The sequence below is a fragment of the Streptomyces sp. NPDC002328 genome (assembly GCF_042890065.1).
GTDB lineage: Bacteria > Actinomycetota > Actinomycetes > Streptomycetales > Streptomycetaceae > Streptomyces.
In genome coordinates this window covers 13,744-27,059 of the sequence record NZ_JBIARQ010000005.1, presented here as the reverse complement: position 1 = coordinate 27,059, position 13,316 = coordinate 13,744, and the positions used below count along the sequence as shown (strand labels likewise).

General features: G+C 73.6%; 11 protein-coding genes. 9 read left to right on the top strand and 2 right to left on the bottom strand.

The genetic code is table 11. From position 1 onward, the window contains the following. Window positions 1-20 precede the first annotated feature (20 nt). From ACFYX4_RS15165 to ACFYX4_RS15150, 4 genes are all read left to right on the top strand, one after another. The gene (locus tag ACFYX4_RS15165) at window positions 21-842 is read left to right on the top strand and encodes a carbohydrate ABC transporter permease (protein ID WP_389331826.1); all 822 of its coding nucleotides are present in this window, start codon (window positions 21-23) and stop codon (window positions 840-842) included. Between the two features lie 84 nt (window positions 843-926). Next, window positions 927-2,849: a glycoside hydrolase family 127 protein gene (locus ACFYX4_RS15160; protein WP_389332989.1), complete on the top strand. Its 1,923-nt coding sequence runs from the start codon at window positions 927-929 to the stop codon at window positions 2,847-2,849. A 46-nt stretch (window positions 2,850-2,895) separates the two neighbouring features. Continuing rightward, a complete protein-coding gene (locus ACFYX4_RS15155) occupies window positions 2,896-3,468 on the top strand; it encodes a hypothetical protein (protein ID WP_389331823.1) in 573 nt (190 codons plus the stop codon). 90 nt (window positions 3,469-3,558) lie between these two features. Further along, a complete protein-coding gene (locus ACFYX4_RS15150; protein WP_389331820.1) occupies window positions 3,559-4,008 on the top strand; it encodes a hypothetical protein in 450 nt (149 codons plus the stop codon). Here ACFYX4_RS15150 and ACFYX4_RS15145 read toward each other — a convergent pair. Beyond that, complete coding sequence (locus ACFYX4_RS15145) at window positions 3,947-6,202, bottom strand: FUSC family protein (RefSeq protein ID WP_389331817.1); 2,256 nt, start codon at window positions 6,200-6,202, stop codon at window positions 3,947-3,949. The two genes, ACFYX4_RS15150 and ACFYX4_RS15145, sit on opposite strands and share 62 nt — an antisense overlap. Before the next feature lie 239 nt (window positions 6,203-6,441). Here ACFYX4_RS15145 and ACFYX4_RS15140 point away from each other — a divergent pair, with 239 nt between their 5' ends. The 5 genes from ACFYX4_RS15140 to ACFYX4_RS15120 all read left to right on the top strand — a co-directional run bounded on the left by ACFYX4_RS15140 (window position 6,442) and on the right by ACFYX4_RS15120 (window position 12,348). After that, window positions 6,442-7,014: an MSMEG_1061 family FMN-dependent PPOX-type flavoprotein gene (locus ACFYX4_RS15140; RefSeq protein WP_389331814.1), complete on the top strand. Its 573-nt coding sequence runs from the start codon at window positions 6,442-6,444 to the stop codon at window positions 7,012-7,014. A gap of 140 nt (window positions 7,015-7,154) precedes the next feature. Beyond that, window positions 7,155-8,081 carry an ABC transporter ATP-binding protein gene (locus ACFYX4_RS15135; protein WP_389331811.1) on the top strand — a complete coding sequence of 309 codons (927 nt, stop codon included), beginning with the start codon at window positions 7,155-7,157 and terminating at the stop codon, window positions 8,079-8,081. Beyond that, a complete protein-coding gene (locus ACFYX4_RS15130) occupies window positions 8,078-9,058 on the top strand; it encodes an ABC transporter substrate-binding protein (RefSeq protein ID WP_389331808.1) in 981 nt (326 codons plus the stop codon). The genes ACFYX4_RS15135 and ACFYX4_RS15130 overlap by 4 nt, the downstream gene beginning before the upstream one ends. 4 nt (window positions 9,059-9,062) lie before the next feature. Continuing rightward, the gene (locus ACFYX4_RS15125; RefSeq protein ID WP_389331805.1) at window positions 9,063-11,129 is read left to right on the top strand and encodes an iron ABC transporter permease; all 2,067 of its coding nucleotides are present in this window, start codon (window positions 9,063-9,065) and stop codon (window positions 11,127-11,129) included. 229 nt (window positions 11,130-11,358) lie between these two features. Beyond that, window positions 11,359-12,348 (top strand): expansin EXLX1 family cellulose-binding protein, encoded by a 990-nt coding sequence (locus ACFYX4_RS15120; RefSeq protein ID WP_389331802.1) that lies wholly within the window; start codon window positions 11,359-11,361, stop codon window positions 12,346-12,348. A 27-nt stretch (window positions 12,349-12,375) separates the two neighbouring features. On the opposite strand, the gene ACFYX4_RS15115 is transcribed toward ACFYX4_RS15120, so the two are convergent. Further along, window positions 12,376-13,173 (bottom strand): hypothetical protein, encoded by a 798-nt coding sequence (locus tag ACFYX4_RS15115; protein WP_389331799.1) that lies wholly within the window; start codon window positions 13,171-13,173, stop codon window positions 12,376-12,378. Window positions 13,174-13,316 lie beyond the last annotated feature (143 nt).

Sequence of the window (13,316 nt, the reverse complement as noted above, 5' to 3'; positions counted from 1 at the left end):
TCCTGAGAAGGGACACCACGGTGCTCACCCGCGCGCTGGGCCGCACGCCCCACTACGTCGTCGCCGGCGGTCTGGCCGTCATCTTCCTCTTCCCGCTGGTGTGGAACGCCTGGGCGTCGGTCAGCGCACAGCCCGGCACCGCCCAGGAGTCCGGCTACGGCCTCGGCAACTACCGCACCCTGATCGCCTACGACGCCGGCCTGTGGCGGTACCTCCTCAACAGCACGATCGTCTCGGCGCTGACCGTCGCCCTGACCCTCACGGTGTCCCTGCTGGGCGGCTACGCCTTCGCCCGCTTCGACTTCCCCGGCAAGAACCTGCTGTTCCTGCTGACCCTGGCCATCCTCATGGTCCCGTACGCCACGCTCCTCATCCCGCTCTACGTCCTGCTCGGCAGGCTCCACCTCCAGAACTCGCTGATCGGGCTGAGCCTGGTGCTGGCCGTGTTCCAACTGCCGTTCGCCACCTTCATGATGCGGATCTCCTTCGAGGCGGTCCCGCGCGAACTGGAGGAGTCGGCGCTCGTCGACGGCTGCGGCACCGCCGGAGCGCTGCGCCGCATCCTCCTCCCGGCGGTACGGCCGGGACTGATCACCGTCGGGCTGTTCGCCTTCCTCGCGGCGTGGAACGACTTCATCGCGCCGCTGATCCTCATCTCCGACAGCGAGAAGGCGCCCCTGCCGCTCGCCGTCGCCAACCTGCGGCAGCAGAGCATGGGCGCCGTCGACTACGGCGCCACCGAGGCGGGCGTGGTGGTCCTCGCCGTGCCCTGCCTCCTCCTCTTCCTGCTCCTGCAACGGCACTACGTACGGGGCTTCATGTCGGGCGCGCTCAAGGGCTGACCGCGCCCACTTACACAGACACGGACGATCGAAGGGACGAACCGAAGGCATGAACCGGTGAGGGAGAACACGACGCGCTCGCAGATGCTGCCGACGGCGCCCACCCGAGGGCGGCTGCGACCGCTGGGCCTGGACGAGGTCCGGATCACCGGCGGCTTCTGGGCCCGGCGCCGACGCACCAACGCCACCGCCACACTCGCCCACTGCCGCGACTGGATGGAACGCGTCGGCTGGATCGGCAACTTCCGCGCCGCCGTCGAAGGCCGCGTCCACCGGGACCGGCAGGGACGGGAGTTCGCCGACTCCGACGTCTACAAACTCCTCGAAGCCATGGCCTGGGAGGCCGGACCCAGCGGCGACGCCGCGCTCGACGCCGAGATCGCCGCGCTCACCGACACCATCTCCGCCGCCCAGGAACCCGACGGCTACCTCAACACCGCGTACGGCCGCCCCGGACAGCAGCCCCGCTACAGCGACCTCGAATGGGGCCACGAACTCTACTGCTACGGCCACCTGATCCAGGCGGGCGTGGCCCAACTTCGTGCCCTGGGCGAGGGAGAGCTGACGAAGACCGCCCGACGCGCCGCCGACCACGTCTGCGCCGCCTTCGGACCAGGCGGCATCGAACGCGTCTGCGGACACCCAGTGATCGAGACGGCCCTCGTCGAACTGGCCCGGGCCACGGGGGAGCAGCGCTACCTCGACCAGGCGGCCCTCTTCGTCGGCCGTCGAGGCCACGGCACCCTCGCCGACGGCGAGTTCGGCCGCGCCTACTACCAGGACGACACTCCCGTCCTCGACGCCACCGTGCTGCGCGGCCACGCCGTACGCGCCCTCTACCTCGCGGCCGGCGCCGTCGACGTGGCCGTGGAGACCGGCGACGAGGCCCTGCTCGCCGCCGTCGTACGGCAGTGGGAGGCCACGGTCGCCCGACGGACCTACCTCACCGGAGGGATGGGCTCACACCACCGGGACGAGTCCTTCGGCGACGACTTCGTCCTGCCGCCCGACCGCGCCTACTCGGAGACCTGCGCCGGCGTCGCCTCCGTGCTGCTCGGCTGGCGGCTGCTGCTCGCCACCGGCGAGCCCCGCTACGCCGACCTCGCCGAGCGCACCCTGTTCAACGTGGTCGCCGCCTCCCCGGCCGAGGACGGACGCGCCTTCTTCTACGCCAACACCCTGCACCGCCGTCACCGGGGCACCGTGCCCCCGGCGGACGCCGTCAGCCCGCGCGCCGAATCCAGCCTGCGCGCGCCCTGGTTCGCGGTGTCCTGCTGCCCGACCAACGTGGCCCGCACCCTCGCCCAACTGCCCGCCCATCTCGCCACGGTCGACGACCACGGCCTCCAACTCCACCAGTACGCCGACGCGGACATCGCTACCGGCGGCGTCCGGCTGCGGATCCGCACCGACTACCCCTCGGACGGGCGGATCACCGTGCGCGTCGACCGCTCCCCGGACCACCCGTGGACCCTGTCACTGCGGATCCCCGCCTGGACGGAGCACGCCACCGTCCGGCTGACCGAGCCGGACGGGACCGCGCGGACGGTGCCGCCGGGCACGGCCACCGTCACCCGGGTCTTCCGCCCCGGCGACGAGATACGCCTCGAACTGCCCGTCGCACCACGCTGGATCGCCCCCGACCCGCGCGTCGACGCCGTACGCGGCACGGTCGCCGTGCAACGCGGGCCGCTGGTCTACTGCGCCGAGTCGGTCGACCTGACGGACGGTCATGAGGTCGACGCGGTACGGGTGGACCCGTCCGCGCCGCCCGAGGACGGGGAGGGGGACGCCGTCGTGGTCGCCGGGGAGACCCGGACGCACCAGGACGGAGCCTGGCCGTACCGGCCGTTCGAGGAGGAGGCCGCCGCCGACGCCGCCCCCGAAGCCGAGCGCGCCTCGGGGATCGTCCTCGTGCCCTACCACTCGTGGGCCAACCGCGGTCCCTCGACGATGCGGGTGTGGCTGCCGACGACGGGGCCGGACCGCAGCGGGACGGGGAGGTAGCCGTGCGCCGTTCGCGTGGACGTCTCCGCGGGAGGCCCTGGCCGGGGTGCTGGCCCTGGGCCTGCTGGTCCCGCTCGCCGCCGCCTCGCCCGCCACGGCCGACAACTCGGCCGTCGGCTACCCCGTCTACTCCGGATCCGCCGACCCTGTACCGGAGTTGCCGGCCGGGTTCGGCGTCCACCGCACCCTGCGCGCCCAGTTCGAGGCGGACCGGCGGACGGGCGACGGCACCGACTTCTGGATGGACCGCATGCTGGCACGCAAAGGCGAGGACCCGTCGGGGGACTGGCTGTTCACACGGGGCCGCGCCGTCTTCATGAAGGAACACGACCCCGCCCGACTCGGCTTCGCCGGCGAGGTCGCCTACTGGGAGAGCATCGACAACCGGTCCGCGTACACCGTGGTCCTGTCCGTGGACGGCGCGCCCCTCACCCTCCGCGAGGATGTCAACGCCCGGACGCAGACGCCCAGTTACTGGCGCAGTGAATTCACCCACGAGGCCACCGGGCTGACGGTGACGCAGACCAAGTTCATCACCGACGCGAACGTGGCGGTGACCGACCTGGCCGTCCGCAACGCCGGTACGGCGACGTGCCGGCCGTGCCGGGCAACTACCTGACCCTGAGCAGGAGTTGGCGGCGCGGCGATCAGGTCAGGGTGTCCGCGCCCTACCGGCTGCGCGTCGAAACGGGCCCTCGACGATCCCACCGTGCAGTCGGTGTTCCACGGTCCGGTGCTGCTGGTCGCGCGGAGCGCGGAGCCGGGGTTCCGCGCGTTCTCCTTCTACAAGGACTTCACGCTGCGCGGCGACCTCGCCGACGCGATCCGCCCTGAGGGCCGCCCGCAGCACTTCACCACCCACGGGCTGACCCTCGCCCCGTTCCACATCGCGGACGACGCCCGCTACCACGCCTACTTCAGGCGTACGGAACCCTCCGTGGTGTTCGGCGCGAGCGACTCGGGGGTGCCCAACCGCGCCCGCGGCGACGGCCTGACCTTCCTGGACGTGCTGTGGGCGCAGGCGCCCTTCACCGGCTCGGGCCCCTTCGTGACGGCGGTGCGCACGCTCGCCGACGCCTGGCTGTCCGAGGGTCGGTTCACCCGTGCCGAGCGCGACCGCGTGGTGGCGGCCGCGGTCGCCGCGAATCTGAGGCGCTGAGGCCTGGCACCGGCGCCGACTCGGGCTCGGGCGCGGGCGTGGGCATGGGCGTGGGCGTGGTCGTGGCCGTGGGGTGGTGGCCCGTGGTGGCTTCGAGGTCGGTGGCCATGGCCCTGAACCAGACCTCCATGTCGGTCAGCAGCGGCAGCAGGCTCCACGGGGTGCGTTCCGCGACGTCCGGCGGCAGGGGCGTCAGCCGGAGCCGGACGCCGTCCGTCGGGAAGTCGGCCGCGCGGACGGCCGCCGCCTCCACGTCGTCCGCGGCCCCGCGCAGCCAGCGCAGGGCCGCGGGCGGCAGGTCCCGCATGCTGTCGGTGCGCGGCAGCCAGTGCGCGCCGACCAGCACACGGGCCCCGAAATTGAGGGCGGCGAGCCAGTCGGGACCGTCGCCGGAGGGGCGGGCCGAGTGCTCCGTGCGGTACTGCGCATACACGGCCTCCGTGATCCGCAGCCGGTGCTGAGCCAGACGCAACGCCTCCCCGGCGTCTCCGGAGCCCCTGGAGTCCCCGGAGTCCCCGGGCCGGGGGACGCGAACGGCCTCTCCGGTGGCGGCGTCGGTGGTCGCCCGCACCAGCGGCGCGGCGGCCCGGAACAGCGCCGCCACACTGCGCCGGATCTCCGCACGCGCCCCGGAGGGCCAGGCGAGCACCCCGCACAGCAATCCCACCGCGCTCCCGGCCAGCACGTCGACGATCCGGGCCTCCGCGAGCCGCCACGTCACGGGGGCGAGCTGGGCGAACGCCGTCGAGACGACCAGGGTGAACAGCCCCTGCGCCCAGGCCGGTCCGCCCAAGGGGCCCACCGTGAACGCCACCAGCATCATCGGCACGAGCAGATACGCGTACACCTCGGTGGCGTCGCCCGCCCCGATGAGGAGCCCGCCGGCGGCGAGCGCGCCGACCAGGGTGCCGGCGACGGCCGAGCGGACGGCGGACCAGGTGGCGCCCGCCGTGGTGCGCTCCAGGGTCAGCACCGTCAGCAGCACCCAGAAGCCGTGCGTCAGATCGAGCGAGCCCGCCACCACACGGGCCAGGCCGAGGCCGAGCGCGGTGCGGACGGCGTTCTGGAAGACGACGGAGCGTGTCGTCACATTGCCGGTGACCCGCAGCGCCCAGAGGCGCACCGTCGGCATCGCGGCGTACCAGAACTGCGCCTGGGGCAGCCCGTACACGGGACGGGGCCCGCCGAGCGCGAGGGTGACGGCGGTGCGCACGGTCACGGCGGAGACCGCCGACGTCAGCACCGTCGACTGCCGCAGCAACAACCCGCGCGGCGGCGCGGCGCGGGCGTCGGGCGCGGTGCCGCGGGCGGCCAGGAACTGGAAGGTCATCTCCTCGATCAGTTCGGGTCCGGCGGCGTACCGCCTGCCGCGCAGGGCGGACGCCGTCCCGGAGCACGTCGACGCGATGCCGCGCAGGAGTTCCTGCCCCGCCACGTCCCGCGGTGCGGGGGAAGCCCCGGCGAGGTGGGCCAGTTGGTCGAGGAGACGCCGGGTGGCGGAGCCGGCCTGGGCGAGGGCGCGGTCCGTACGCCCCGCCCCGGTCGGGCGTTCCCCGGGCGGCTGCTGAGAGAAGCGCAGGCCCCGGCCTGTCGTTCTGAGCCGCGCGGCGAGGCCCGGGTCCGTGCGACCGGCGCGGACGAAGGAGCCGGCGGCGTGGGCCGCGAGGTCCAGCGCGTCGGCGAGCCGGCCCCGGTAGGACGGCTTTGGCGGCTCCGGGAACAGCAGCAGTTCGCCGAGGACGAGCAACACCGTCCCGAGGGCGAGGCCGGCCAGCCGCCAGGGCAGGGTGTCGGGGGCGTAGGGAGGGAAACAGGCGAGGATGTAGAACAGTTGGAGGCCGGGGGCGGTGCCGGCCAGGCGGGGGCCGCAGGCCGCGCCGAAGGTCAGCGCGAACCCGACGAGCAGCATCCCGGCGACGGCCGGCCAGGTCGCCACGGCGAGCGCGGTGCCGAGCGCGGTGAGGACGGCGGCGGCGGGCAGGGCGCAGAGCAGGGTGAGGGCGCGTCCGCGGCCCGAACCCGGCACGGGCGACAGGACGCCGAACGCGATGGGTGCGAACAGGGCGTAGATCGCCATGACGGGCTGGTCCAGCAGGTGCAGCGCCGGGTAGAACCCGGCCGCCGCGGCGGCCGTGACCCGCACCGCGCGCCGGCCGGCCCTGCGGGATTCGGGGAGCGAGGGCCGCTTCACCATGAGCGCTCCTCTCCACGCGCCCACCGGAGTGCGTCGATCCACGCGCCCACCGGAGCGCGTCGATCCACGCGCCCACCGGAGCGCGTCGATCCACGCGCCCACCGGGTTCGCTGAGTCATCCCAGTGTCGCGCGCGGCCGGTGCTCCCGCAGGTCGCAGGCAGGGCGTCCAGGTTAGGCGACCCTAAGATCAGATAAAGTGCAGCGGGCAACCAAGTGCCCCCCTACTCCAGGAGCCGGCTTGTCCCAGACGATCGACACGAGCGCGCAGCCGTCCGCCGCGACCGACGCGGTCGACAGGCAGGGCTTCGTCGAACTCGGCTCGCCGGAGGAGCTGCGCGCCCTGCTGGGCGAGCCGATGCCGCTCGTCATCGACAAGGTGCACGACCGGCTCACCGAGGGCGACCTGGACCTGCTCGCCCGCTCGCCGTTCTGCCTGCTGGCCACCTCCGACGCGCACGGCGACTGCGACGTCTCGCCGCGCGGCGACGGACCGGGCTTCACCCATGTCCTCGGGCCCTCGACCATCGCGCTGCCCGAACGGCCGGGCAACCGACGCGCCGACAGCTTCCACAACATCCTGTCCAACCCGCACGCGGGACTGCTCTATCTCGTCCCCGGCAGCAAGGACGTGCTGCGGGTCAACGGACGCGCCCGCATCCTCACCGACGCGCCGTTCTTCGACGACATGACCCGGGACAACAGGCGTCCGACGCTGTCCCTGCTGCTCGACATCGACGAGATCTACCTGCACTGCGCGCAGTCGCTGCACCGCTCGGGCCTGTGGAATCCCGCGGCCTGGCCCGGCGTCTGACCTGCGTGACTCTGCGCAAGACCTGCGCACGGTCCGCTCGACACCCGCGCCCGGCCCCGAGATCCGGCTGCCGCAATGCGTTATACGTCCGAGACGACCCGTAGGTTTTGAGCCAATAAGGCTAGGCTAACCTTATCCCCGTGAGTTCAGGTGAAGATTCTGCCGAGGAGCCCCGCATACGCGGTCAGCGACTGACCGCCCGGGGCGTGACCGTGTCGTACGACGGGACGGACGTCGTTCACGACGCCGCGCTCACCCTCCGCCCCGGAGAGGTGACCGCCCTCGTCGGCCCCAACGGCAGCGGCAAGTCCACACTGTTGCGCACCCTGGCCCGGCTCCAGCGGGCCCGCACCGCCACGCTCACCCTGGCCGCCGACGCGAGCGCCGCCGACGCGGACGCCGCCCACGACGACGCCGCGGACGCCCACGACGCTCCCGACGCCGCCGACGCCCTCGCGCTCACCTCCCGTCAGTTCGCCCGCCAAGTGGCGCTGCTGACGCAGGGTCGCCCCACCCCCAGCGGGCTCACCGTGCGCGACCTCGTCGAGTTCGGCCGCTACCCCTACCGGGGACGCTGGGGCAAGGCCGACCCGGACGGACCGGCCGCGGTCGGACGCGCCCTGGCCATGACCGACGTCGAGTCCCTCGCCGAACGGGGAGCGGAGAACCTCTCCGGCGGCCAACTGCAACGCGTCTGGCTCGCCAGCTGCCTCGCCCAGGAGACCGGCGTCCTCCTCCTCGACGAACCCACCACCTACCTCGACCTCCGCTACCAGGTCGAACTCCTCGACCTCATCCGGGACTTGGCGGACGACCACGGCATCGCCGTCGGCGTCGTCCTGCACGACCTGGACCAGGCCGCCGCCGTCGCCGACCGGATCGCCCTGCTGCACGCGGGACGCATCGTCGCCGACGGCCGCCCCGAGGACGTCCTGACCGCCGGCCGGCTCACCGAGACGTACGGCATCCGCATCGACGTCGACACCGACCCCTCCACCGGCCGTCTGCGCACCCGCGCCATAGGCCGTCACCATGCCCGCACCGAAAGGCTCAGCACCACTCCATGAGAAGACGACTCGTCACCCTCGCCGCCGTCTCCGCCGCCGCCGTCGTCCTCGCCGGCTGCGGGACGACCGAGCCCGCCGCCGACGCCACCGCCTCCCCGAGCGCCGCGAAGGACATCTCCCTCACCGACGCGACCGGCACGAAGGTCACGCTCAAGGGCCCCGCCAAGAAGGTCGTCGGCACCGAGTGGGACGTCGTGGAGCACCTCGTCTCGCTCGGCGTGCAGCCGGTCGGCGTCGCCGACATCAAGGGCTACACGGCGTGGGACGCCTCGGCCAAGCTGACCGGATCCCCCAAGGACATCGGCACCCGCGGCGAGCCCAGCATGGACACCGTCGCCTCGCTCTCCCCGGACCTGATCGTCGCCAACACCGACCTGCCCGCGGCGGCCGTCAAGCAGCTGCGCGCGATCGCCCCGGTCCTGGTCGTCGACTCCGCCGACGCCGCAGGCCAGATCGCCCGGATGAAGGGCAACCTGGACCTCATCGCCGAGGCCACCGGCACCACCGCCAAGGCCGGCGAGCTGAAGACGGCCTTCGACGCCAAGGTCGCCGAGGGCAAGAAGGAACTCGCCGACGCCAAGCTCGCCGGACGCGCGATAGCCTTCGCCGACGGCTACGTCGCCTCCAACCAGGTCTCGATCCGCCCCTACACCAGCGGTTCGCTGATCGGCAACGTCAACGAGGCCATCGGCCTGAAGAACGCCTGGAAGGTCCAGGGCGACAAGGACTACGGCCTCGGCACCACCGACGTCGAGGGCCTCAGCGGCCTGGGCGACGTCGAGTTCGCCTACATCGGCAACGACAGCGAGCCCACCGACCCCTTCGCCAAGGACCTCGCGAAGAACTCCGTCTGGAAGAACCTGCCGTTCGTCAAGCAGGGCAACGTGCACAAGCTGCCCGACGGCATCTGGATGTTCGGCGGCCCCCTGTCGATGGAGGCGTACATCGACGCCCTCGTCGCCGCACTGACGAAGTGACCGCATGACCGTCACCGCAACTGCACCCGCCACCGGCTCCACGGCGACGGCCTCCCGGACGGGCGCGGCCGCGGTGACGGCCGTGCTCGTCCTCCTGGTCGCCGCGCTCGCCGTCGTCGACATCACCCAGGGAACGGCGGCCGTCGGCCCCGGCGAGGTGTTCAAAGCCCTCACCGGCCGGGCCGACCCCGCCGACGCGTCCGTCGTCATCGCCTCACGCCTGCCCCGCATGACCGCCGGACTGCTGGTCGGCGCCGCGCTCGGCACGGCCGGCGCGGCCCTCCAGGCCGTCAGCCGCAACGTGCTCGCCGCGCCCGACACCCTTGCCGTGAACGCCGGTTCGTACTTCGCGCTCGGGCTGCTCACCGTCACCGGCCTGTCGCTGCCGCTGCTGGCCTCCTCCGGCGTGGCGTTCGTCGGCGGGCTCATCGCGGCGGCCGTCGTCCTCGCCCTGTCCGGCCTCGGCTCCGGCACCGTCCGGCTCGTCCTGGCCGGCAGCGCCCTCACCCTCGGCCTGTACTCCCTCACCGAGGGACTGCTCCTGCTGTTCCCCCAGCAGACCGACGGCCTCTACCAGTGGAGCCAGGGCAGCATCAGCCAGAACGGCTTCGACGGAGTGGTGCAGATGGCGCCCCTCGCCGTCGTCGGTCTGGCCGGGCTGCTGCTGATCGGCCGTCGCATCGACGCCCTCGCCCTCGGCGACGAGGCCGCCCGGGGCCTCGGCGTCCCGGTGCGCGCCACCCGGATCACCACCGTGGTGCTGGCCGCGCTGCTCTCGGCGGCGTCGGTCACCCTCGCCGGACCCATCGGCTTCGTCGGCCTGTGCGCACCCGCCCTCGTACGCCCGCTCGCCCGTCGCTTCCGGCCCTTCGTCCGCGTCCGAGGGCATCTGCCCGCCGCGGCCCTCGTCGGCGCGGGACTCGTCCTCGGCTCGGACGTCCTGCTGCGCGCCCTGGTGTCCGCCGATGCCGCCGTCGCCGTCCCCACCGGCGTCGTCACCAGCCTCGTCGGCGCGGTGTTCCTCGTCGGCATGGCGCTGCGGGTCCGCGACACCGCCGCCGCGAGCGCAGCGGAACGGCTGCGCATCCCGAGCCGCGCCGTGTTCCTCGCGACGGTCGCCGCGTGCGTCCTCGCGGTGGTCGCGGTCACCGTCGCCGGAGTGCTCCTCGGCGACACGAAACTGCTGCTGGGCGACGTCGTCAACTGGGCGCAGGGCAGGGCCGCGCAGTCCATCACCTTCGTCCTCGACACCCGGGTGCCGCGGGTCGTGGCGGCGCTCCTCGCGGGCGCGGCCCTCGCCCTGTCCGGGACCCTGGTGCAGGCCGTCACCCGCAACCCGCTCGCGGAACCCGGCATCCTCGGCGTCTCCGGCGGAGCGGCCCTCGGCGCGGTCCTGTGCGTCACGACCGTCCCCGTCGTCGGCTCCTGGGGTATCGCGGGCGCGGCGTTCGCGGGCGCGACGGTCGCCTCCCTCATCGTCTTCGGACTCGCGGCGCGCGGCGGGTTCGGCCAGAATCGGCTGGTCCTCGTCGGCGTCGGTGTGGCAGCCGCCACGACCGCCCTCATCAGCCTGTTCATCGTCCTGACCGACCCGTTCAACGCGACGAAGGCCCTGACCTGGCTGTCCGGCTCCACCTACGGGCGGACGCTCCCCGACGCGCTCCCGGTCGGCATCGCCCTCCTCCTGGGCCTCGTCGTGGCCGTCCTGCGGCGCACCGAACTCGACCTGGTGTCCCTCGACGACGACACCCCTGGACTGCTCGGACTGCGCCTGCCGCCCGCGCGGTTCGGCTTCCTCGTCGTCAGCGTGCTGCTCAGCGCCACCGCCGTGGCCGCCGCCGGCACCATCGGCTTCGTCGGCCTGGTCGCCCCGCACGCGGCCCGAGCCCTGGTCGGCCGCCGCCACGTACGGGTCGTGCCGGTGGCGGTCCTCCTGGGCGCCGCCCTCGTCGGCACCGCCGACGTCCTCGGCCGCACGGTCATCGCCCCCGCACAACTGGGCGCGGGACTCATGACGGCGGTCATCGGGACGCCGTACTTCCTGTATCTGCTGGTGCGCAGCCGCCGGTAGCGGCGTGCGCGACCTGCGGCAGCGACGCGGGAAGCGTCCGTACGACGGCGTGGGGGGGGGGGGGGGGGGGGGGGGGGGGGGGGGGCCGCGGGGGGCGGGGGGGGGGGGGGGGGGGGGGGGCGGCGGCCCCCCCCCCCCCCACGACGTTTCTCCGGATCGGCGGCAACCTTTGTGGCGTGTGCGGCGACTGAGCACCGAGACGTCTACACGCACTTCCGATCGGACGGACATGAAGGCTACGAGGCATGCCGCGCGACGCCGCCCAGGCAGACGCGGACCGTGGATCACGACGACCGCGGCGCTGGCCGCCATAGGCGTGCTGGTCTACCTGGTGATGACGCTGCGCGCCGGCGACGGCGCCGACGCGGTCACCGCGACCGACACCCGAGCCGGCGCCGACCCGGGCCGGGCGGCGGCCGTCACGGCCGGCCCGCGGACCGGGGCCACGCCCACCGCGCCGCAGCGCACGCCCTCCCCGGCAGCGTCCCCGTCCTCGACTCCGCCGTCGGTGACGGCTTCCGCGACCCCGTCGAAGCCGAAGCCCCCGAAGGCCCGCGCGTCGGCCACGGTCGCCGCGCGCTCCGACGCCACGCAGGCGCCGTCCGCCGGCCGGATCCGCCCCGGAGTCACCTACCGCGGGCTCGCCACGCACTACGACGCCGCCGACGGCGACGGCGCGTGTCTGTTCGGCCCGGCCGACGACATGATGATCGCCGCGATGAACCACACCGACTACGAGACGGCGAAGGCCTGCGGGGCGTACATCGCCGTCCGCACGGCGAACGGCGCGTCCGTCACCGTCCGGATCACCAACGAGTGCCCGCTGCCCTGCGCACCCGGCCAGATCGACCTCAGCCGGCAGGCGTTCGCGAAGCTCGCCGATCTCTCCAAGGGTGAACTCTCCATCACCTGGAGCCTGTTGAGCCCCAGCACCGCCGAGAAGATCTCCGTCCGCTACAAGACCGGCTCCAGCCCCTACTGGTGCGGCATCCAGGTCGTCGGCCACCGCAACCCGGTCGCCCGCCTGGAGGTCGCCGCCGACGGCGGCTGGCGCGCCCTGCCCCGCGCCGAGTTCAACTACTTCCTCTCCGAGCAGGGCGCCGGATGCGGCAAATCTCTGCGGATCACCGACATCTACGGCGAACGACTCGTGCTCGACGGCATCGCGATCCGCCCCGACGCCCTTCAGTCGACCGGAGTCCAGTTCCGGCAGCGCTGACCCCGCGCCGGCGGCGACCTCACCCGGTCAGAGCGTGAGCACCGGCCGGGTGGAGAACTCGTCGTACATGTCCTCCCCGTCGGGGCCGTACACGAACTCGGCCATCGAGGGGTTGCGGTGGGCGGTGGCGAGCGGCAGCCACGCCAGCAGGCTGCCGTAGCCGCCGCACACCGACTCGCCGCCGTCCCCGCCGTGGACGGCGGACACGTCACTCGTCAGCTCCGCGCGGTACGTGTCGTAGGCGATGCGCAGACCGAAGGCGTTCGGCTGACGGTGGGGCCCGGCGGAGTCCCCGTAGGGATCGCGGTCCAGGGGGCAGTCGTCGCCCCAGCGGAACAGGGTGCCCGCGCCGGCCCCGCAGGCGTGCTCCCACTCGTCGGAGGTCGGCATCCGCAGACCGCGGGCCGCCAGCACGGCCGGCATGGCGGCGGGCGGTTCGGTCAGCTCCTCGTCCTCCACGGCCATGAGCACGGTGGGCAGTTCGACCGTGCGGGGCGGGCTCAGCACCTCGGCCAGGTGGGCCCGCAGACCGGGCGCGCTGCCGAAGCCCTGTTCCACGCTCCCGGCGTAGTCGGCGAGCTGCTCCGGCGTCGGCCGCCAGGCGTCGAGGTCGAAGCCGAGCGACACCGCGCCGCCGGGGACGAGCGCGAACTCCCGTCCGTTCCGCTCGATCCGGACGCGGTGCAGCGGAGCGCCGAGGTGCTCCGTCGTCTCGACGCCGGCCACCCGGCCGCCGACGAGGCCCGCGGCCTCCTCGGCGACGCGGAGCGCGGCGGACGGCTCGAAGGAGCGCCACTGGTCGAGCGTGAGATCAGCGAGTGACATGGGGCGCAGTGTGGCACGGGGGTGTGACATCGCCGGCTTCGCGGCGGATGCCGGCCGTCCTGCGCTGGTCAGGCGTCGTGCGCCGGTCAACCTCGGTCGTGCCGTTCTCGTCTCAGCGGAGGGGGACCGGTGCGGTGCCCGGT